Source organism: Acinetobacter sp. 231_lipA (genome assembly GCF_058243005.1).
Genome location: NZ_JBZAYU010000001.1, coordinates 2917958 through 2938570, shown reverse-complemented (window position 1 = coordinate 2938570; position 20613 = coordinate 2917958). Strand labels below are relative to the sequence as shown.

Genomic DNA, 20613 nt, shown 5'->3' with positions numbered 1-20613 from the left:
CAGTGAAATTCACTGGCTTTTTTATCGATAAAATAATTCAGTTAATGTTATGCCACAGATACATGCTTGTTATCCATTGCAGCACGCTGTTTACGCGCTTCATCTAACATGCGTTGTTCAATGTCTTTTCTAAAACCAAGCATAAACACCATTTCCGCCAAAACAAATAGTGGACCAATGGCTAGGCCAATCACATCATCCATAAAGGCTGGTTTTTTCTTCTCATAGAAATGCCCGACAAACTGAAACGCCCAGCCGACAAGAAAAATACCAATACTGAGACTTAACCAAAGCCCCAAATCAAACTGTGCAATTTTATACGCCAATGGATAAGCCATGGCATAGATCACTAGCATGATCACACCAAAAATTCGATCTAAGCTTAAGTAGTAAACAATACTCGCTAATATCAAAACCATCGCCAAGGTAATTTCAAAACTGCCAATAGTCATGCCAGCTCTTGCGGTTAAACACATAATTGAAAACACAATCAGCGGAATCCCCACAAAGTGGGTCACGATATTTTTATGATCAAGATGATAAGCTGCATACTGACTTAATAATTTTTCTAATTTACTCATACTGTATTTCCTTATTGCATGATATTGATCACGATATAGAATAACTTTAAAGGAAAACAGCCCATCAAGTTGTCGTCGACCTGACAAGTTGCTCGATCAATCACGAAAGGACGCGGAATGCTGGAAGTTCAACATCAACAACAGTTACTCAATAACAATTGGTTCGCCAAACTACCACAAGCCTATCAACAGTATATTGTGCAACATGCCAAATATATTGACGTTGCAAAAGACCAAGCTGTTTTTCGCTCTGGGGATTTATTTGATGGCATCTATGCAGTCTTGAATGGTGCCATTCGCTTAGGTCATGTCGACATTGAAGGTAAAGAAGCAGTTGCAGCAATTGCTGAACCGATTATGTGGTTTGGAGAAATTTCATTAATAGATCAGCAACCGCGTTCGCACGATGCGATTGCTATTCAAAAAAGCACCCTGCTCCATCTACCTAAACGCGATGTTGAGGAATTTATCCAAGCCACCCCAGAATTTTGGTTTCATATTGCACAGCTTGCTTCGCAGAAGTTACGTCTCGCCTTTTTAGAACTAATCGCAATCCAAAGTCAAAATATCAGTCAACGACTGGCTCAACGCTTACTGTTTATTTTAAGCGGTTATGGCAACCATCTATCGATTACCAATGATGAAATTCATTTATCACAGGAGCAACTGGCTCAAATGCTGATGTGTTCACGCCAAACGATTAACCAAGAACTTCAAAACTTAGAAAAACAAGGAATACTGGCAATTGCGTTTAAAAAGATTAAGATTTTAGATCCTGCAAAGCTGCATACAATTGCACATAGCTCAGAATAGACAATCAAGTGTGCGCCTTAAGAGTGCAATTCACATAGAAGGAATGTATAGAAATATTGCTACACGGCCTAATGTCTTGGCTATTCGTCTCCCCGGCTTGAGACTGCTGTCACTGTGTTTGACAGATAGCTAATGTAAACATCGCAACAGCTAAATTTTTTAAATTAACCCTCAAAATTCGACTCAATTCCGATATTTTACTGCATTGGGATAATTTACTATTTTTATTATATTATTCATTAAAGCTACAACCATAAAAAAGCGAGTTTTAAAACTCGCTTTTAATCATGCTATATCGGTCTTAGACACCCACTTTTTTAGGGTCAGTATTGCCTAAACTGGGGTTATCAATTGCGCCCCGACATTGTGCTTTATCACGCTCATAATCGCTCTGTTTCTGTGCAACACTCGAAGAACCGTCTAAGGTCTCACGTGCCCACACTTCTAAGCTGGTCAAGGCTTTACGACACAGTGCGTATTTTCCTTCGGTCACTGAGTCTGTCATTTTGACATTAATACGCCAGTCCGTACTGAGTTTACGTGCAGGATGACGGACTTTAGCTTCAATCTGATCCAGTTGCTTGTTATATACCAAGCCATCTACTTCATTAATAAACACCCAAGCACGCTGGGCATATTCCGTCGCGTCATTGGTAATTTTTGGCGCAGCCTTAATTTCTACTTTTTGTTCAGGAGCTTGCTCTGACTGCCCACAAGCTTGCAAAAGTAAACTGCTTACAATTATAGCAGCCAGCCCTAAAGTACGTAATTCGAGCTTCAACATGGTTAAACGCCTCAACAAACAATTGGGCACTATGCTAGTGAATTCAGTTACAATACACAATCAATTTTGACCTATTGATAAAGTCTTCTTCAAGGTGTGTTGTGTCCGAACTTAATCCCACTCCTGCACAAGCTGCTGGCTTTTGGCAAGGGGCTAAGGATAGCCAAGCGATTATCTTTACCTATCTGCCTGTTTCTTTTGCCTTTGGTGTATCTGCAACCCAGTTTGGCTTTAATGCATGGGAGGCTTTATTTTTATCCTGCTCAATGTATGCAGGGGCCAGTCAGTTTTTAGTGGTTGCCCTATTGGGTAGTGGAACATCTATTTGGATGACTGCCCTCACTGTGATTGCCTTAGATATTCGTCACTTACTCTATGGCCCTGCACTACAAAACTTAATTCAAGATAAACTGAACTTAAAGAAAACCGCTATTTGGTCATGGGGGCTAACCGACGAAGTCTTTGCCTCAGGTATGATTAAACTGTCACAACGCCGTCAAGAGTGGTCTGAGTCTTGGATGCTCGGTTTAAGCCTGTTTAGTTGGCTCGCATGGGCTACAGGTTCTTTTCTGGGTGGAATGTTTGCAGACCAAGTCAGTCATTTACCCCAGTTTTTACAAGCCGCTCTAGACTTTCTATTACCAGCACTGTTCTTAAGTTTCTTATTGGCAGCTTTTGAAAAGAAACACACTTTTGTGGTGGCTGTGACCATTCTTGTATCTGCCATTGCCTGCTATTTTATTGACTTATCTGCTGCGATTTTTATTGGTATCAGTTCGGGTATTTTTGCAGGCTTGTTTAAGCACTATGTACTGAAAAAACCAGACCCTGAACATATGGGAGATCAAGCATGAATATCGAAATTATTTTGGTCGGCATTGTAGTGGGTATTGCAAATTTTGCTTCACGCTTTGGCCCATTCTTCGTCATTCAAAAGTTCCAGCAAGGTTCACAAAAGCGCGGTGCTCTATGGTTAAAAATTGCATTGGGTTCGATTGGTATTGCGGCGATTAGTTCAATGCTTGTGGTTGCAACTTTGCCACCACTGTTAGATACACCCAATAAAAGTTTTGCCATGTTAGTCGGCTTCGTCGTATTAGCCGGACTTTATTTCAAGTTTAAGCAAATTGTCCCCGCTACACTCACCGCAGCACTGAGCTATGGTTTGGTTTATACCTATATTCCTATGCCTTTTTAACCCATATCTTGCATCCATCAAAATCTGATTTACTATTTGAAGCGCTCAGCTGTGCAAGACATTTCAAGCTTGATTGGAAAAGTTTATTGAGCATCCTTTTGCATGAAAATTTTGACTTTGGAATGCGCAGCTTTATAAAAAAAATTGTTGGACAATATCATTAATTTATGTGAATGAACCCTGAAGACTTTTAAGAGTTCTGCTATGCTAAAAGCCCATAAAATCAAGCATGGATGATTTACATGAGCGTTACTATTGGTACTCCACTTCAGCCTTCAGCATTTAAAGTTCTGCTATTGGGTTCTGGAGAGCTTGGGAAAGAAGTTGTGATTTCTTTACAACGTTTAGGTGTAGAAGTTCATGCTGCTGACCGTTACGATCATGCTCCTGCAATGCAAGTGGCACACTATGCCTATACCTTAAATATGGCAGATGCGACAGCGCTTAAACAACTCATTCAGGACGTTAAGCCGAATTTAATTGTTCCCGAAATTGAAGCCATTGCGACACAAGTATTGGTTGAAATCGAACAAGAAAATATTGCCACAGTCATCCCCTCTGCAAAAGCGGTCAATTTAACCATGAACCGTGAAGGCATCCGTCGTTTAGCTGCCGAAGAACTGGGCTTACCGACATCGGCTTACCGTTTTGCAGATACTTTAGAATCTTTCCGTGCTGCATGTGATGACATTGGTTATCCAAACTTTGTTAAACCAGTCATGTCCTCTTCTGGTAAAGGCCAATCCCGCGTAAAAGAATTTTCAGAAGTGGATGCTGCGTGGAAATATGCACAAACAGGTGGTCGTGTAAATCAAGGGACTGTCATTGTAGAATCTCAAATTGATTTTGATTTTGAAATTACGCTATTAACAGTACGTTCAAAAAACCCAGAAACAGGTGAAATTGAAACTTCGTACTGCGACCCAATTGGTCACCGCCAAGACGCGGGCGACTATGTTGAAAGCTGGCAGCCTCAAGCCATGTCGCCAGTGGCCCTCGACGAAGCAAAGCGTATTGCCAATAAAGTCACCATCGCATTGGGTGGCTGTGGTATTTTCGGTGTAGAACTCTTTGTCAAAGGCGATAAAGTGTGGTTTAGTGAAGTATCACCACGCCCACATGACACAGGTCTTGTGACGCTTGCCTCTCAGTTCCAAAGTGAATTTGAACTACATGCACGTGCGATTTTGGGTCTACCTGTCAATACAGCACGTCATAGCGTTGCTGCGAGTGCCGTGATCTATGCAGGCGTAGATGATAATAACTTATCTTTTTCTGGCTTAAATCTTGCTTTGGCAAACCCAAATACTGATTTGCGCATTTTTGGAAAACCAGAAGGCTTTACACGTCGCCGTATGGGCGTTGCGACAGCACGTGCTGAAACAACTGACCAAGCGCGTGAACTAGCAGTACAAGCTGCTGGACTGGTTAGCGTTCATCAAAATTAAGCGTTGTTAAAATATACGGATACGGTTCATGATCAATACTTCTCCACTGCTTAACTATGTCAGCAGCAATCACGACATCAAAGCGATTAATCAATGGCGTAGTGATGTCGAAAATCAATTACAAGAAAGTTTTGATCATGGCCAATCCATCCGCGATGTCATTTTAACGCGTTCAAATATGACCGATGAAGCGCTTATTTTCCTATGGAAATATGCAAAACTCGATCAGACAGACTTAAGTTTATTTGCTGTCGGTGGTTACGGTCGCCGAGAGATGCTACCTTACTCAGATGTAGACATCATGATTTTGTCTGAGGATGAGTTTAGCGAAGAACAAGAAAAGCTCATTTCTGTCTTTATTTCCTCACTTTGGGATGTCGGCAATTTCAAGCCCGGCATTAGTGTACGTACCATTGCCAACTGTGTTGAACAAGCAACCTCCGACTTAACTGTTGCTACTGCCCTCATTGAGTCCCGTTTAATTACAGGCAATGAACACTTAGCCAAATGGCCGCGACGCATTGTTTCGCAAACATGGACAGATAAAACCTTCTATGATGCAAAAATGGAAGAACAGGCCAAACGCTATGCACAGCATAACTTTACGGAAAGTAATCTAGAACCCGATATTAAAAACGCGCCGGGTGGCATTCGGGACATTAACCAAATTGGTTGGATTGCTAAACGGCATTTCCGCGTCAACCGTATTTATGACTTGGTGCATTTAGGCTTCATTTCGGAGTTTGAGTTAGGTGTATTAGAAGAAGCCGAAAGCTTCCTCTGGGAAATTCGTCATCACCTACACCGCCTCACTAAACGTGATGAAAACCGTTTACTGTTCGACTATCAACGTGACATTGCCGCAAAGTTTGGCTATGTGCGTGAAGAAGGTAAATCACCGAATTATCCGATTGAACAATTCATGAAGCGTTATTATCGAAGCGCGCAACAAGTCACCACGCTGAATGAAATGCTGTTGGCTTATTTCAATGAATCTGTGATTACCCCACGCCTGCCGAACTATGAGCGTAACATTGAAGAAATCAATGAAAATTTTAAACTGGTCGACGGCAAATTGGCCGTTCAACACCACAAGATTTTCTCTGAGAACCCAAGTGCTATTTTAGAAATTTTCTATATATTGGCTAATCGACCTGAAATTACTGGCATCCGAGCACGTACGCTACGACTGTTAATTTTGGCAGCTAAACGCATTGACCAAAAATATAGAGATAATCCAGCGCATCAAGCCCTCTTTATGGCTATCATTCGCTCACCTCATCGTCTATACGAAACCATGGTAGCAATGAAACGTTATGGCGTTTTAGGTAACTATATTCCTGCATTTGGACAGATTATGGGGTTGATGCAGTATGACTTGTTCCATATCTATACAGTGGATGCACATACTTTATTATTACTGCGCAACTTAAACCGTTTCAAAGAACCTGAGTTTGCCAAAGACTTTCCTGTCGTCAGTTCAGTGTTCCAACGTCTAGCACGTCGTGACATTGTTTATTTGGCTGCCATTTTCCATGATATTGCTAAAGGCCGTGGCGGAGACCATAGTGAGCTAGGTGCAACCGATGCGATTGAATTCTGTCGTAGTCATGGTTTTACCGAGCGTGAATGCAACCTTGTCGCATGGCTTATCCAAAACCATTTACTCATGTCCGTCACTTCTCAAAAGAAAGACATTTCTGACCCCGATGTGGTTAAAGCTTTTGCTGAGAAAATGGGCGACATGGAACATCTCGATTATCTATATACGTTGACAGTTTCGGATATCAATGCCACCAATCCTTCACTTTGGAATACGTGGCGCGCATCTCTCATGCGTCAGCTCTATACCCATGCACGTGACGTGATTCGCTCAGGTTTAGGCCGTCCTGTGGATTATCAAATGCTCATCGAGGACACTAAGTTTTCTGCCAGCGAACAACTGGTCGAAGAGTTTGCACTAGATGATGTCGAAAAAGTCTGGCAAGAACTGGGGGATGAATATTTCCTCAAAGAATCTGCCGATGAAATTGCTTGGCACACACGTGCTATTTTACAACACGGTGACAACCCTGAACCGCTGGTTTTGATGCGTGCACAGCGTAAATTTGCTCAAGATGCGGTACAAATCTTTATTTATACCCAAGATCAGCCCAACCTGTTTGCAACAACGGTTGCTATTCTCGATCGTATGAATTTGGACGTACAAGATGCGCGTATTATTACCGCGACCAAAGCATTTAGCTTAGACACTTATGTCGTGCTTGACCGTTTTGGTACGCTGCTAACCGACCCTGAACGTGAAGCCAAAGTGCTGTCAGCGTTAAAAGATGCATTAGCCAATTCAGATAAATACCCTGGGCTCATGCAACGTCGCATACCACGTCAGCTGCGTCATTTTGACATTGAAAACACCGTTGATATTACGCTGAATGAAGCACTGCAACAAAACATGGTCGAAATTGCAACACTTGACCATCCCGGCTTACTTGCCAAAGTAGGCGGGTTGTTTATGATGCAAGGTTTAGATATTCACTCTGCTAAAATTGCCACCCTAGGTGAGCGTGCCGAAGATATTTTCTTTGTCACCAAAAAAGATGGTCAACCCATGACCGAAACTGAAGCTGAAACTTTTGCTGCACAACTAAAATCAGCCTTAGATGAAGCCTCTAGTCAGGTCTGTGGTCAACATTAACAATACACACTGGTATTTTGTTTCATGAACTCGAGTTTATCCCTTTTACATCCTTATCCTTTTGAAAAGTTGAATAAACTATTTCAGGATATTACTCCCGCAGACTTACCCCTCATTCCATTATCAATTGGTGAGCCTAAGCATCCTGCACCCGAGTTTGTGAAACAAGCCATTATCGATAATTTTCAGCATTTATCGACCTACCCAAACAGTAAAGGTATACCCGAGTTACGCACCAGTATTGCAAACTGGCTAACCCGTCGTTTTCAACTTAATCAGATTAGTGCAGAAAACAATATATTGCCTGTTTCTGGCACCCGTGAAGCAATCTTTTCTTTTGTTCAAGCATTAGTAAATCGTGAAGATGCGCCTTATGTGGTTATGCCTAATCCGTTCTATCAAATTTATGAAGGTGCAGCCTTACTTGCTGGGGCAAAACCTTATTTTGTAAATTGCACCGAAGAAAATGGTTATCTCGGTGACTTTGATGCTGTACCTGCTGAAGTCTGGGAGAAAACTGCCCTATTATTTGTCTGCACACCGGGCAATCCAACTGGTGCGGTGTTATCAAAAGAACAATTCAAAAAATTAATCGCACTGTCAGACCAATATAGTTTTGTGATTGCATCGGATGAATGCTATTCAGAGCTTTGGTTTGATACTGCACCTGTGGGCCTACTCGAAGTTTGTGCTGGAATAGGCCGAGATGACTACAAAAACTGTGTCGTATTCCACTCACTGTCTAAGCGCTCAAACTTACCGGGTATGCGTTCTGGCTTTGTCGCGGGTGATGCAGCATTGCTCAAACCTTATTTACAATACCGTACCTATCATGGTGCGGCGATGCCTGTACAGCACCAATTGGCTTCGATTGCAGCATGGGATGACGAAGCGCATGTTGAAGAAAACCGCGTGCAATATCGTGCAAAATTTGATTTATTTCAAAAGGAGTTAGGCCATATACTGCCCCTACAAAAACCAGATGCAGGCTTTTACTACTGGTTGAAAGTAGATAATGACGAAACTTTTGCAAAAATGCTCATGGAAAAAGCACATGTCAAAGTGCTTCCTGGACGTTATTTGTCACGCGATACTGAGCAAGGCAACCCAGGCGAAAACCATGTGCGTCTTGCGCTAGTTGCAGATCTTGCACAGTGTGAACAAGTCATTGCTCGCCTTAAAGCAATTTTATAAATAAGCTCATCTAAAAAGAAAACCTCCCATAACGGAGGTTTCCTTTTAATCAACTCTAAAAATGAGAGGCCTAATATATGTCCCTTATTTTTAATCATCCAGATATCATGAGCATGTCTGGAACAGGATTACACGCATGTTCTACATATGCAGGAACCAATACCAAAGTACCAGCGTCTATTTGTTGCGTTCCACCAAAGTGGCTAGTGAAAATACTGTTGCCTTGATCCACCGCTCCAATTGAAAATGTCGGATGACTATGGGCTTTATAACAAGTACGAATTGCACACGCCCGACGTGTTTCCACATAAGGCATGCGCGGATCACTCCAAAATTCAACTGAAGTACCTTGCTCTTTCATCACTGACGACACATCAACCGATTATTGTTGTAATGCTTTTTCAATATCTGCCTGAATCGCTTCAGGCTTGGTGGTTGGCGCATATCGATTAATTACTTTGCCATCTTTACCAATCAAGAATTTTGTAAAATTCCACTTAATACCGCTGCCGAGAATCCCTTTGCTGTTATTGGTTAAATAACGGAATATGGCGTGGGCTTCTGGGCCTTTAACATCAACTTTGGAAAACATGGGAAAAGTCACCCCATAGTTTTTCTGACAATACGTTCCTATTTGCTCATTACTTCCCGGATCTTGCCCCCCAAACTGATTACAAGGGAAACCTAACACCTCAAACCCTTGTGCATGATATTGCTCATAAATTTTTTCTAATCCCGCAAATTGTGGTGTAAAACCACATTTACTGGCCGTATTGACGATGAGCAGCACTTCGCCCTCATAGTCAGCAAAGGATTTATTTTTTCCATCTAACAATTCCGCTTCAAACTGATAAATGTTGGTCATGGATAAGTATCCTCATCACTTTTTTCTTGTGTTTCTAGTTCTAATGAAGCCGAGTTTACACAGTAACGTAAACCTGTAGGCTCAGGTCCATCTGTAAAAACATGGCCTAAATGAGCATCACAGTGATGACATACAATTTCAGTACGCACCATGCCATGTGTTGTATCTTGATGCTCTTCTATCACAGTCGTATTGAGTGGCTTATAAAAACTTGGCCAGCCGCAACCACTGTCATATTTATTTTCAGAATTAAATAATGGCGTACCACAGCAACGGCATACATAAGTGCCGGCTTGTTTAGTATTCCAATATTTCCCCGTAAAAGCTGGCTCCGTCCCCTTTTGTCGCGTAATGCGAAATTCGTCAGGTGATAACTCTCTTTGCCATTCTCGGTCTGTTTTATTGAGTTTTCCCATGATTACGTCCCTTTCTATCTTGCTATTTAAAATAGGATAATCCTATATTTACGTGATTCATCTTAAAATTTCTAGTGTTTAGTTCACAATTTACAAAAGACCTATAATTCCAATAAAAGCAAAAAGAAAGCAATTCACAAAAACGGGAAGCAATTTATTTTCTTAAATGCTTTTTTGTGAGCAAATTTAGTGTTAGTCTTATTGACATTCTTGCTCAGGATTAAAAAATGTCGCAAAAAAAGAGCGTTATTTTTAAACATCTACTGCCTGTGATTAAACAATATCAACAGGTGGGATTTACGCATGAAAAAATTGTTGCTTTACTCAGAGACGAACATGATCTCGATTTGGTGACAACTGAAACATTTAAAAGTTATTTATACCGTTATGCAAAAGTGACCTCCACTCTTTCCGAGAACATCAAAATGCCGAACACTCTCCAAACCCCACGCGAAATAAAAAAATCGTCTAAGCTCGAGCATGTATGCTACGACATCCGTGGACCAGTGTTACGAGCGGCCAATGAAATGGAAGAAGCCGGCCATAAGATTATCAAACTCAACATTGGTAACCCTGCGCCGTTTGGTTTTGAAGCTCCTCAAGAAATTATTAATGATGTGGCTTTAAACCTGCCAAATGCAGTGGGCTATACTGACTCAAAAGGGATTTTCCCTGCGCGTAAAGCCATCTGTCAGTACTATCAGCAAAAAGGCATCTTAGATATGCATGTCAATGATGTGTATATCGGCAATGGTGTCTCTGAATTGATCGTGATGGCGATGCAAGGCTTGTTAGATGATGGTGACGAGATGCTCGTGCCAATGCCTGACTATCCCCTTTGGACGGCTGCGGTAAATCTTTCAGGCGGTACAGCTATTCATTATAAATGTGATGAAGAAAACTTTTGGTATCCCGATATTCCGGATATGGAGAGTAAAATCACACCACGTACCCGCGGTATCGTGATTATTAATCCAAACAACCCAACAGGTGCAGTTTATCCACGCCATGTACTTGAGCAAATCGTCGCATTGGCTAAAAAGCACGATTTGATTTTGTTTGCAGATGAAATTTACGACAAAATTGTTTATGACGGTATTGAACATGTTTCTGTCGCTGCATTAGCTGGTGACCAACTCTGTATCTCTTTCAATGGCTTATCTAAAGCATACCGTATTGCGGGTTACCGTTCAGGCTGGATGGCCATCACAGGCGATAAGTCGCGTGCAGTCGACTATATTGAAGGTTTAGATATGCTGGCTTCTATGCGTTTGTGTGCCAACCACCAAGCACAGTATGCCATTCAAACTGCTTTAGGCGGCTACCAGTCAATCAATGATTTAATTCGTCCAGGCGGTCGTTTATACGAACAGCGTAATATTGCTTGGCAAATGTTGAATGACATTCCAGGCGTATCGTGTGTTAAGCCTGAAGGTGCAATGTATTGCTTCCCGAAATTGGACCCAGAAATCTATCCAATTCAAGATGATGAAAAACTGATGCTTGATCTACTTCGTGCGGAAAAAGTACTTCTGGTTCAAGGCACAGGCTTTAACTGGCCAACACCAGATCATTTCCGCGTAGTGTTCTTACCTGCTGAAAATGAACTACGTGAAGCCATTACCCGAGTAGGTCGTTTCCTTGCGAAAATGCGCTAATTGATCACTTTAAAAAACCGTACTTTATGTACGGTTTTTTTATTTACAAAACTGTAATACTTCGCTTTTTAAGTTTGGCATAAGTTTAAATTAAGCAGCCACATTGCTGTGATTCCATGTACATGATGGGGAGTCGCTTATGGGGACAATTGCGGTAACATCTTGGAAATACAACGCTTCCACACGCTATTTAAAAATTTTCTATGCCGATGGTTCAGGCGAGCTCTACCACCCTGTGCCTGAATTTATTTATAACAACTTAGTTCGATGTAATAATAAAACAGCCTTTGTTCATAAATATTTAGAATATGATTTGCACTTTACGCGCTTAAGTATTCATTAATTTTTGAATCTCAAACAATCAGGATTTATCCTGATTGTTTTTCATGATCCCATGTCACCACCAACAAGCCCGCACCAATCGCTAATGTAGACAGGTTAAACTGCTCGTCCTGCTGAATAATCGCGATGAAGTCCGTGACTTGATCTGCATGCGATAAAACATTATCAACCACCAAAACTCCGCGTGAAACACACATTAGTCGTTTCAAATCTGACCAATAGTCGACATAAGCATCACGCTCAGCATCTAGCAATATAAAATCAAAGATGGCTTGTGACTGCTTCAAATATTCAGCTGCGTCACCCACCCAAAACTCAACGCCATTGGATAAATTGAAATCTGCAAGATGAGCAGCGGCTTGTTGACTTCTCTCAGCATCAATTTCTAAAGTGGTTAATCGAGCATTAACTTGTTGCGCTGCATAAGCCAACCATAAGGTTGAGTAACCTGTTGATGTACCTATTTCTAATATCTGCTTAGGCTGTTGAATATGAACCAGTTGCGCCAAAAACTGTGCAGACTCAGGCTCAATATTGCGAAAGCGCGCAATGCGATCTGCTTGCGTACTGTCATGTTCTTGAAAGCGATGATATAAGGCCGATACTTTACTCAAAAATTCTGCATGCATCATCCAATCCCCCTCTACTTTACTTAGCGTTGTTTATACTTCTTGAATCAGTTTAAAGCGCTCAACTTCACGATCATCTTCTAGCATTACCGTTTCAGTAAACATGGCAAGTGGACGTACCCAAATCGAGTAATCCCCATATAAACACTGATAAACCACCAGTTTTTCTTCGGTTTCACTATGCGTCGCTACATGTAAAACTTGATACAGTTGCCCTTTATAATGCTGATAGATACCGCGCTGTAATTGCATCACTTGCTTCCCTATTTTTTAACTGTCTTGATCATACCTAATTTATACGGCTTAAACTGTAAATCACTTGAAAAATCATTTAAATCCCCCATATAGCTTTATGAAATGATTGAAGAAAATATCTTTAAATCTATAAAACCGATTACTAAAATAAAAACAAACTGTTTTATCTATTTTTAGATTTACTCTATGATTCTTCTATCATAGGACTTACGCACTATTATTTATAGATTCTCTGTGGTAGCAGATGATTTTTATCGAGAATAAAGTCATCAATGAAGTTTTTGATAACTGGTCTAAATAATTTCTTCTGCCAACGATATACATTTTCAAAGATCCGCTCAAACTGGTTCTTTTGTATCTCGACGTAGGCCATCAAGGCTGAAAAAATATGATTCAAAATCAGTTTAGATCGTCTTACTTGAAACTTTTCAATATGACAAACCTGTTTAATCACCCGGTGATATTGCTCTATTTTCCAATGACTTGAATGTAATTCATGAAAACCCTCAAAGGACAATAAATCATCTTCATCTTGATGCACAATATAAAACCTCTGCTGTTCTTTTAACTGAGTCTTAAATAATTGTACAAAGCCAAAATCTTTGAGCCAGACCACTTGACCCTGATGGAAATTTGGCAATAAACGCAGTTGAAACCATTGTCCTTTTTCTGGGGAAACCTTACGGTTACAGTCGATACCAAACATAAATCGAATACCATATTTTCTTATGGTTTTTAGATTTCCAGTCGATGAATACCAACTATCACCTGTAATAAATTGAATCTTTGCACCCCAACTGAGTACTTCACTTAACATATCCATAAAGTAATCATTCTTGGTTTTACTTTCAGATTTGTCATAAATTCGGAAATTAATTGGAATATTTTGACCATTCTGATCTGTCGCATACAAGGTAATGAGATTAATACCCTTGACGGATCGGTGGTGTTTGCCTGACCAAAAATAGCTAACCAAGTCCATATGTTGACTATAGGGTTTATCTAAAACAGTATCATCAATACTGACTATAAGTTTATTATTATCAATATGTTGAATTGCTTCTTGATATAGGTCGTGAGGTGTGTAGTCTTCACGTTCTAGAAAGCGATTTACACTATCATGCGAGATGTTATAAGTCTCGGCAAGTTGTGTGCAGCTAATAGAGTTCGGTTCTGTCATGAGAAAGCCCATATAAATGGGTAATGTACAAGTTGCTGTAGAAGCATGTTTAATTCGTCTGATCACAGATACTTTATAAAGTATTTTAATACTTTTTTGAATCCGTCAATGCGTAAGTCCTATATCAAATAAATTTATAGACTGCTTTGGAGAGCTTAACCATGTTAGATCAAAATACTTCAGCTCAATTAAAAACACTTCTTGAACGCCTTGAAGGTCCGATTGAATTGGTTGCGACTTTGAACGGTTCTGAGAAATCAGACAAAATCAAAGAATTGGTTGAAGAAGTTGCAGCACTGTCTCCACTGGTGACTGCACGTTTTGATGGTCAAAACTCACGTGCACCCAGCTTCGGTGTGGCAAAAGCCGGTGAAGAGCCACGTGTCTTCTTTGCGGGTTTACCGATGGGGCATGAGTTTACCTCTTTGATCTTGGCATTGTTACAGACCTCAGGTTATGCACCCAAAGTATCAGATGAAGTTTTAGCTTCAATCAAAGGTTTAGGTATCCAGTCTGACTTTGACGTCTTTGTCTCTTTAAGCTGTCATAACTGTCCAGACGTGGTGCAAGCGTTGAATCTGATTGCCATTTACAATCCAGGCACGACAGCAACTATGATTGATGGTGCATTCTTCCAAGACGAAGTTGAAGAACGCAAAATCATGGCTGTACCGATGGTGTTCCAAGACAACAACCATATCGGTCAAGGCCGTATGACCTTGGAAGAGATTGTTGCCAAACTGGATACCAATTCTGCGGCCAAAGAAGCTGAAAAACTCAATGCCAAAGAGGCTTTTGATGTTTTAGTGGTTGGTGGTGGTCCTGCGGGAAATACCTCTGCCATTTATGCCGCACGTAAAGGCATTAAAACCGGGATTGTGGCTGAACGTATGGGTGGTCAAGTCATGGATACCATGGACATTGAAAACTATACCTCGATTCAAAAGACTCAAGGGCCGAAGTTTGCTGCTGAAATGGAAGCACATGTACGTGAGTACGGTGTGGACATCATGAACTTACAACGTGTTTCTAACATCAAAGGTGCAGATGAGACAGCGAATGGCTTGGTTGAAGTCACTTTAGAAAATGGTGCGAAGCTTGAATCTAAAACAGTAATTCTTTCAACAGGCGCACGTTGGAGAGAAATGAATGTGCCGGGCGAAGCAGAATACCGTACTCGTGGTGTTGCTTACTGTCCACACTGTGATGGCCCACTGTTTAAAGGCAAACGTGTTGCCGTAATTGGCGGAGGTAACTCAGGTGTCGAAGCTGCGATTGATCTTGCGGGGATTGTTGAACATGTGAATTTTGTTGAGTTTGATAGCAAATTACGTGCTGACCAAGTGTTGCAAGACAAATTGCATAGCTTACCTAATACCACAGTGATCCTAAATGCACTCTCGACTGAAGTTGTGGGTGATGGTAAGCAAGTGACAGCATTGAAATATAAAGATCGTGCAACTGATGTAGAACATACGGTAGAGCTTGCAGGGATCTTTGTGCAAATTGGTTTATTGCCAAACACTGATTTTCTCAAAGAAACAGCAGTTGAGCTTTCAAACCGTGGTGAGATTGTGATTAACGATCGCAACGAAACCAATGTCAAAGGTGTATTTGCCGCAGGTGACTGTACGACAGTACCTTACAAGCAAATCATCATTGCCACAGGTGAAGGCGCGAAAGCCGCTCTGTCTGCTTTTGATTATATTATTCGTTCTGGCGTGTAATCCTCTCAGACGCTTCTCTGCTAAAGGCTTATAGGCAACTCAGCTTATAAGCCTTTTTATCACGCTGTTTTTTATAAAAAATTACATTTTTTTAACAATAATGTAGTCTGCTTTACATTCAAATTAGATTATATTTTGCCCAACCCCTACTTTTGGGTATAAAACGAAAAGGATATGAAAATGAATAAATTACTTATTGCTTTAGGTCTTGCTGCTGCTGTTGTTTTAGTGGGTTGTTCAAAAGAAAAAGCACCTGAAACAGGTGCAACGACAGGTGAACACCTTGAAAATGCTGCTGAACAAGCAGGTCATGACATTAACAAAGCTGCAAGTGAAGCCGTATCTGACACTCAAAAAGCTGCAGATGAAGCATCTGCAAAAATTGGTGCTGCCGCTGACGAAGCTGCTGCGAAAACAGAAGCTGCTGCTGAAGATGTTAAAAATGCCTCTAAAGAAGCAACAGCTCATGTTGCTGGTGCAGTAGAACAAGGCGCTGCTGATGTAAAAGAAAAAGCGCAATAATATTTCTAAGCTTAAAAAAGCCTCCCACTCGGAGGCTTTTTTATGGGCTATGCTATAGTAGATGAAACTTGCATTATTAAATAAATCATAACTTTAAAACTTTGAGGATGATCTATCGTCATGTCCTATTCTCACCATATTGAACCTCATTTAATTCATCGTACTGGTTGGCTACGTGCAGCGGTATTGGGTGCCAATGACGGCATCATTTCAGTGACCAGTTTGATTATGGGGATGGCGGCCAGTGGCGCAACCAGCCATACCTTACTCATCACGTGTATTGCAGGGCTCATTTCAGGTGCGAGCTCTATGGCTGCGGGTGAGTATATTTCGGTGAAGTCTCAATCAGATATTGAAGAAGCTGACTTAAAACATGAAGCCCGAGAATTAGATAAAAACCCGCATTTAGAACTTAAAGAACTGACTCAAATTTATATACAACGCGGACTAGAACCCGAGCTAGCACATGAAGTCGCGGTGCAACTCAGCGCACATGATGCACTGTCTGCACATGCACGTGATGAAATAGGCATCCATGAAAATACCAGTGCTAAACCACTTGAAGCCGCGGGCTCTTCTGCCCTCGCCTTTTCACTGGGCGCTCTGTTTCCCATGCTGGCCATTCTCTTAAGCCCTCAAGGCTATCTGACTCAGTCAGTTGCCCTTACAGGCGTACTGTCTTTACTCGGTTTAGGGGCTTTATCAAGCTATTTTTCTGGGACATCTATGTGGACAGGCGCATTTCGTGTGACGCTATGGGGGATTTTTGCGATGCTGTTTGCCAGTTGGATTGGTTCACTATTTAATGTGCATGTTTAACGTCAACAACACGATAAGCGTTAACAATCTACCTATTAAAAATGTAAAAAGCCCATGGATTGAATGGGCTTTTTACTATTTGAAGCATCATTCATCATCAACTTTAAGCTTGCACATTTTTCTCTGAGCCACTACTCAGATGCACCATTACTGACGGTTGCGCTTCAAGTCTACAGGTGAGAAAGCTTAGCCTCGAATTAGTATGAATTGTTTAACGTCTGTTCTTCTTCATCATAGCAGCCCAAAACGTCATAGAAATGATGAACCAACTCCTCCCTGCTTACATCTCGCTAGATTGTTTTTTCATTCATATAACGCCAGTAGCGTTTAGGAACATATTGCACATGTATTTTGATATTTTTTCTTGCCTCGATGTTGATACTTTTAAAATAATCTTTCCATAACTGGTCATACAGCAGCTCATCATCATCTAATTCAACACTAAAGGACTGGCTGTGTCCGACTTTGTGTGCATGATCAATTTGATCCACATCCATCTTCACCTGATGCACAGCTGTCAAATCATAATAAATTCCAAAATTTCTTCTTTCATCACGCAGATTCAAATCCCAAGTGCAACACATTTGTAGTTAGTTGAAAAAGTCAGGTGTATTCATAGAATCATTAGACTTTTTCAACTCGTAATTGGAAAGCACACAATGAAGAAATACACCCAACTTTCTCAAGATGAAAGATACGAAATTTATGCTACTTTGAAAAGTAAAAGTTCAATCGCTACCCTTGCTCGGGAATTAGGACGTTCACGATCAACCATCTACCGTGAATTAAAAAGAAATACTGGGCAACGTGGATATAGAGCTCAACAGGCAGCTAAATTTGCAAGTCAAAGACGGTACCGTCCTTCATCATCAATGACAGCATTTGCCTTCGCTTATATTGATTATTTGATTGGTTTGGACTGGTCACCCGAACAAATTTCAGGTGCTTTAACACAACGCGGTTGGCTGGATGTACCTTCACATGAGTGGATTTACCAGTACATTTATCAAGATAAATCAAAAGGCGGTAAACTTCATCTACATTTAAGGCATCAGAAGAAATATCGAAAACGCGGTTACAAAAACACGGATCGTAGGGGTCAAATCATTGATAAAACAAGTATTCACTGCCGACACCAGGTCATTGATCAACGACAACGTTTAGGAGATTTCGAAGGTGACACGGTGATTGGTAAACATCATAAAGGTGCTTTATTGACTCTCGTTGATCGAAAGAGCCTGTATGTACATATTGTTCATTTAGGGCCAACAAGAGCATCCTCTCAAACGATTACTTGTGCATTAGATCGTTTACAAATGAGCCATGCTTATAGTGTGACATTTGATAATGGCAAAGAATTTTCCGAACACAAAAGAATTACTGATGCTGGCATAGAGACGTATTTTGCTGATCCTTACAAGTCTATTCAGCGAGCTAGAAATGAAAATACGAATGGTTTAATCCGTCAATATCTGCCAAAATCATCATCGTTTGATGGCGTGTCAAACGAACAAATAGAGCAGATAGAATTTGCACTCAACCATCGTCCTAGAAAAACACTAGGTTGGTATACACCGAGTGAAGTTATGGCTGGTTTTTATACTGTTGCACTTGCCGCTTGAATCCGCCTCATAAATCAACCATCTTTGGTCTTGATATCGGTTTCTAAAATGCCGTTCTATCAGTGGTAAAACATTAAAATCTGGCTGTACCAAACTTAGAAACAATCCATCCTGACATTTTTTAAAGCGGACAAAAGCTTCCATACGATGCTTTTCCCTGCCCACTTGTTTGGCCCACTGCGAAACAGCCAATACATCCGTATGCGCATAGTTATGATTTACCGCATGTGTATTTTTAAACACATAGATACAGAAATTAAAAAGATGTTGATGTGCCTGTTCCTGCTCAGACAGAAAGCAATAATAAAAAGATCGCAGACTCTCAGCTGTGATTTTTTGTTTTAATCCCCGCCAAACTCGCTCTGCGTGTTCATCATTTGAAGCAACCTCAATACACTCATCAAACAAGCTGGCTTGGGAATTGTTAGATGCAAGCTTGACGTCAAAATCTTTAAACTGAAAGCTCCTATACACACAACTCAGCAACCCAGTCATGCTTTGATCAAAGCAATATATCGACATACTAAAAACCAAAGCCCAGTTGAGGTGAAAGCTGTTTTTGATATTTAGATTGCCCCGATTGCAAAATGTGCTGCCGAATCTGGTTCGCTTGTTGTTCTTTTTTAAACTTTGGCGTATCTGCACAGCGAATAAAATGCTGTGCCCGATTGTAAGCAATGCCCATACGCTTTAGTTGATCGATATAAATCTGCCCAAAACGACGAGCTTGCACAATTTTTTTAGCCGATTGAACACCTATCCCCGGAACACGTAAAATCATACGATAGTCTGCATGTTGAATATCAACAGGAAAATGCTCAGGGTTACGTAGTGCCCAACTTAGCTTCGGGTCGATGTCCAAATCTAAATTCGGATGCTGATCATTCACAATTTCCTGCGCATCAAAACCATAGAAACGCATGAGCCAATCCGATTGGTACAGCCGATTTTCTCTTAATAATGGCGGTGCAGAACCTACAACAGGAAGCATTTTTTCCTGTTCATTGATTGGGATATAACCTGAAAAATATACCCGTTTGAGCTGATACACTTTGTAATGATGATCTGCCATTAAAATAATATCTTTGTCTGTTTCTTGATGTGCGCCCACCACCATCTGAGTGGTTTGTCCCGCTGGTACAAACTTCGGCACATGCTGAATCACACGCCGCTCATCAGTCAACTGAATTAAGCGATCGCGTACAATACCTAAATCCTTTTGTACTTCTGCATGCGATTTTTCTGGTGCAAACTGTTTTAAACCAACTTCTGTCGGCATTTCCAAGTTAATACTCATGCGGTCTACATATAAGCCCACCTCGGTAATAATCTCTTGGGAAGCACCAGGTATCGTTTTTAGGTGAATATAACCATTAAAGTTTTCTTCAAGACGTAACTTTTTCACCACTTGCAGCATTCGCTCCATAGTGAAATCAGCTGATTTAAAAATACCTGAACTGAGAAATAAACCTTCAATATAATTGCGGCGGTAAAAGTTGATGGTTAAATCCACCACTTCTTGTACAGTAAAAGCGGCTCGCTTGACATCGTTAGAGCGTCTAGAAACACAGTAGGAACAATCAAAAATACAGACATTTGAAAATAGAATTTTAAGCAATGAAACACAGCGACCATCTTCTGTATAACTATGACAAATACCGTTTCCTGTATTTCCCAAACCTTGGTTTTTGTTTTTACGATTGCTACCACTGGACGAACAGGACACGTCATATTTAGCTGCATCAGCTAAAATCTGTAGCTTTTCACGGATACGATCGGTCATGACGATCCTCGGTAAAATCTAAAATAAAAGTATAAAAAATTTCAGACTAAAAGCATTACCAACGTACCTACCCAACGACATG

21 protein-coding genes and 2 pseudogenes are annotated in these 20613 nt (G+C 40.8%); 12 read left to right on the top strand and 11 right to left on the bottom strand.

Annotation, left to right across the window (positions count from 1 at the left end):
- Positions 1-47 precede the first annotated feature (47 nt).
- The gene (locus tag AC4CUX_RS14390; RefSeq protein WP_490747851.1) at positions 48-581 is read right to left on the bottom strand and encodes an Mpo1 family 2-hydroxy fatty acid dioxygenase; all 534 of its coding nucleotides are present in this window, start codon (positions 579-581) and stop codon (positions 48-50) included.
- Between the two features lie 117 nt (positions 582-698).
- On the opposite strand from AC4CUX_RS14390, the gene AC4CUX_RS14385 reads away from it, so the two are divergent.
- Positions 699-1394: a Crp/Fnr family transcriptional regulator gene (locus AC4CUX_RS14385; protein ID WP_490747852.1), complete on the top strand. Its 696-nt coding sequence runs from the start codon at positions 699-701 to the stop codon at positions 1392-1394.
- A gap of 301 nt (positions 1395-1695) precedes the next feature.
- Here the strand turns inward: AC4CUX_RS14385 and AC4CUX_RS14380 are convergent, their stop codons facing one another.
- On the bottom strand, positions 1696-2178 hold the full coding sequence (locus AC4CUX_RS14380; protein ID WP_004980102.1) for a hypothetical protein: 483 nt from the start codon (positions 2176-2178) through the stop codon (positions 1696-1698).
- A 101-nt stretch (positions 2179-2279) separates the two neighbouring features.
- Here AC4CUX_RS14380 and AC4CUX_RS14375 point away from each other — a divergent pair, with 101 nt between their 5' ends.
- From AC4CUX_RS14375 to dapC, 5 genes are all read left to right on the top strand, one after another.
- Positions 2280-3032 (top strand): AzlC family ABC transporter permease, encoded by a 753-nt coding sequence (locus AC4CUX_RS14375; protein ID WP_004980104.1) that lies wholly within the window; start codon positions 2280-2282, stop codon positions 3030-3032.
- The gene (gene ygaH / locus AC4CUX_RS14370) at positions 3029-3376 is read left to right on the top strand and encodes an L-valine transporter subunit YgaH (RefSeq protein ID WP_005399608.1); all 348 of its coding nucleotides are present in this window, start codon (positions 3029-3031) and stop codon (positions 3374-3376) included. The genes AC4CUX_RS14375 and ygaH overlap by 4 nt, the downstream gene beginning before the upstream one ends.
- A 233-nt stretch (positions 3377-3609) precedes the next feature.
- Entirely contained in the window at positions 3610-4824 is a 1215-nt protein-coding gene (purT, locus tag AC4CUX_RS14365) for a formate-dependent phosphoribosylglycinamide formyltransferase (protein ID WP_171054205.1), read from the top strand.
- Between the two features lie 28 nt (positions 4825-4852).
- On the top strand, positions 4853-7519 hold the full coding sequence (gene glnD / locus AC4CUX_RS14360) for a [protein-PII] uridylyltransferase (RefSeq protein WP_159128266.1): 2667 nt from the start codon (positions 4853-4855) through the stop codon (positions 7517-7519).
- 24 nt (positions 7520-7543) lie between these two features.
- Positions 7544-8713: a succinyldiaminopimelate transaminase gene (gene dapC / locus AC4CUX_RS14355; RefSeq protein ID WP_490747853.1), complete on the top strand. Its 1170-nt coding sequence runs from the start codon at positions 7544-7546 to the stop codon at positions 8711-8713.
- Between the two features lie 115 nt (positions 8714-8828).
- Here dapC and AC4CUX_RS14350 read toward each other — a convergent pair.
- The 3 genes and pseudogenes from AC4CUX_RS14350 to msrB form a co-directional block, all read right to left on the bottom strand.
- Positions 8829-9074 (bottom strand): annotated as a pseudogene (locus tag AC4CUX_RS14350) (AraC family ligand binding domain-containing protein); the annotation flags it as partial.
- A 21-nt stretch (positions 9075-9095) separates the two neighbouring features.
- The gene (locus AC4CUX_RS14345; RefSeq protein WP_004980122.1) at positions 9096-9578 is read right to left on the bottom strand and encodes a glutathione peroxidase; all 483 of its coding nucleotides are present in this window, start codon (positions 9576-9578) and stop codon (positions 9096-9098) included.
- Positions 9575-9994, bottom strand: a complete 420-nt coding sequence (gene msrB / locus AC4CUX_RS14340) for a peptide-methionine (R)-S-oxide reductase MsrB (RefSeq protein WP_005399615.1) — start codon at positions 9992-9994, stop codon at positions 9575-9577. The genes AC4CUX_RS14345 and msrB overlap by 4 nt, the downstream gene beginning before the upstream one ends.
- Before the next feature lie 227 nt (positions 9995-10221).
- Here msrB and AC4CUX_RS14335 point away from each other — a divergent pair, with 227 nt between their 5' ends.
- Both AC4CUX_RS14335 and AC4CUX_RS14330 read left to right on the top strand, forming a co-directional pair.
- Complete coding sequence (locus tag AC4CUX_RS14335; RefSeq protein ID WP_490747854.1) at positions 10222-11652, top strand: pyridoxal phosphate-dependent aminotransferase; 1431 nt, start codon at positions 10222-10224, stop codon at positions 11650-11652.
- 139 nt (positions 11653-11791) lie between these two features.
- Positions 11792-11995: a KTSC domain-containing protein gene (locus tag AC4CUX_RS14330; RefSeq protein WP_004980128.1), complete on the top strand. Its 204-nt coding sequence runs from the start codon at positions 11792-11794 to the stop codon at positions 11993-11995.
- Positions 11996-12020: 25 nt separating this feature from the next.
- Here the strand turns inward: AC4CUX_RS14330 and AC4CUX_RS14325 are convergent, their stop codons facing one another.
- From AC4CUX_RS14325 to AC4CUX_RS14315, 3 genes are all read right to left on the bottom strand, one after another.
- Positions 12021-12626 (bottom strand): O-methyltransferase, encoded by a 606-nt coding sequence (locus tag AC4CUX_RS14325; RefSeq protein WP_078426502.1) that lies wholly within the window; start codon positions 12624-12626, stop codon positions 12021-12023.
- Between the two features lie 30 nt (positions 12627-12656).
- On the bottom strand, positions 12657-12875 hold the full coding sequence (locus AC4CUX_RS14320) for a DUF1653 domain-containing protein (protein WP_004693482.1): 219 nt from the start codon (positions 12873-12875) through the stop codon (positions 12657-12659).
- A 220-nt stretch (positions 12876-13095) separates the two neighbouring features.
- A complete protein-coding gene (locus tag AC4CUX_RS14315; protein WP_007116247.1) occupies positions 13096-14124 on the bottom strand; it encodes an IS701 family transposase in 1029 nt (342 codons plus the stop codon).
- Between the two features lie 95 nt (positions 14125-14219).
- Between AC4CUX_RS14315 and ahpF the strand changes: the two genes are divergently transcribed.
- The 3 genes from ahpF (at position 14220) to AC4CUX_RS14300 (ending at position 17126) form a co-directional block, all read left to right on the top strand.
- Positions 14220-15785 carry an alkyl hydroperoxide reductase subunit F gene (gene ahpF, locus AC4CUX_RS14310; RefSeq protein WP_490792466.1) on the top strand — a complete coding sequence of 522 codons (1566 nt, stop codon included), beginning with the start codon at positions 14220-14222 and terminating at the stop codon, positions 15783-15785.
- 180 nt (positions 15786-15965) lie between these two features.
- Positions 15966-16307: a hypothetical protein gene (locus tag AC4CUX_RS14305; RefSeq protein ID WP_058869489.1), complete on the top strand. Its 342-nt coding sequence runs from the start codon at positions 15966-15968 to the stop codon at positions 16305-16307.
- A 120-nt stretch (positions 16308-16427) separates the two neighbouring features.
- Positions 16428-17126 carry a VIT1/CCC1 transporter family protein gene (locus AC4CUX_RS14300; RefSeq protein ID WP_234951731.1) on the top strand — a complete coding sequence of 233 codons (699 nt, stop codon included), beginning with the start codon at positions 16428-16430 and terminating at the stop codon, positions 17124-17126.
- 290 nt (positions 17127-17416) lie between these two features.
- On the opposite strand, the pseudogene AC4CUX_RS14295 reads toward AC4CUX_RS14300, so the two are convergent.
- Positions 17417-17680 (bottom strand): annotated as a pseudogene (locus AC4CUX_RS14295) (DUF4130 domain-containing protein); the annotation flags it as partial.
- A 105-nt stretch (positions 17681-17785) separates the two neighbouring features.
- Between AC4CUX_RS14295 and AC4CUX_RS14290 the strand changes: the two are divergent.
- On the top strand, positions 17786-18748 hold the full coding sequence (locus tag AC4CUX_RS14290) for an IS30-like element IS18 family transposase (RefSeq protein ID WP_004691346.1): 963 nt from the start codon (positions 17786-17788) through the stop codon (positions 18746-18748).
- Here the strand turns inward: AC4CUX_RS14290 and AC4CUX_RS14285 are convergent.
- Positions 18686-19270: a TIGR03915 family putative DNA repair protein gene (locus tag AC4CUX_RS14285; RefSeq protein WP_490747856.1), complete on the bottom strand. Its 585-nt coding sequence runs from the start codon at positions 19268-19270 to the stop codon at positions 18686-18688. The two genes, AC4CUX_RS14290 and AC4CUX_RS14285, sit on opposite strands and share 63 nt — an antisense overlap.
- A 1-nt stretch (position 19271) precedes the next feature.
- On the bottom strand, positions 19272-20531 hold the full coding sequence (locus tag AC4CUX_RS14280; RefSeq protein ID WP_490747857.1) for a putative DNA modification/repair radical SAM protein: 1260 nt from the start codon (positions 20529-20531) through the stop codon (positions 19272-19274).
- Positions 20532-20613 lie beyond the last annotated feature (82 nt).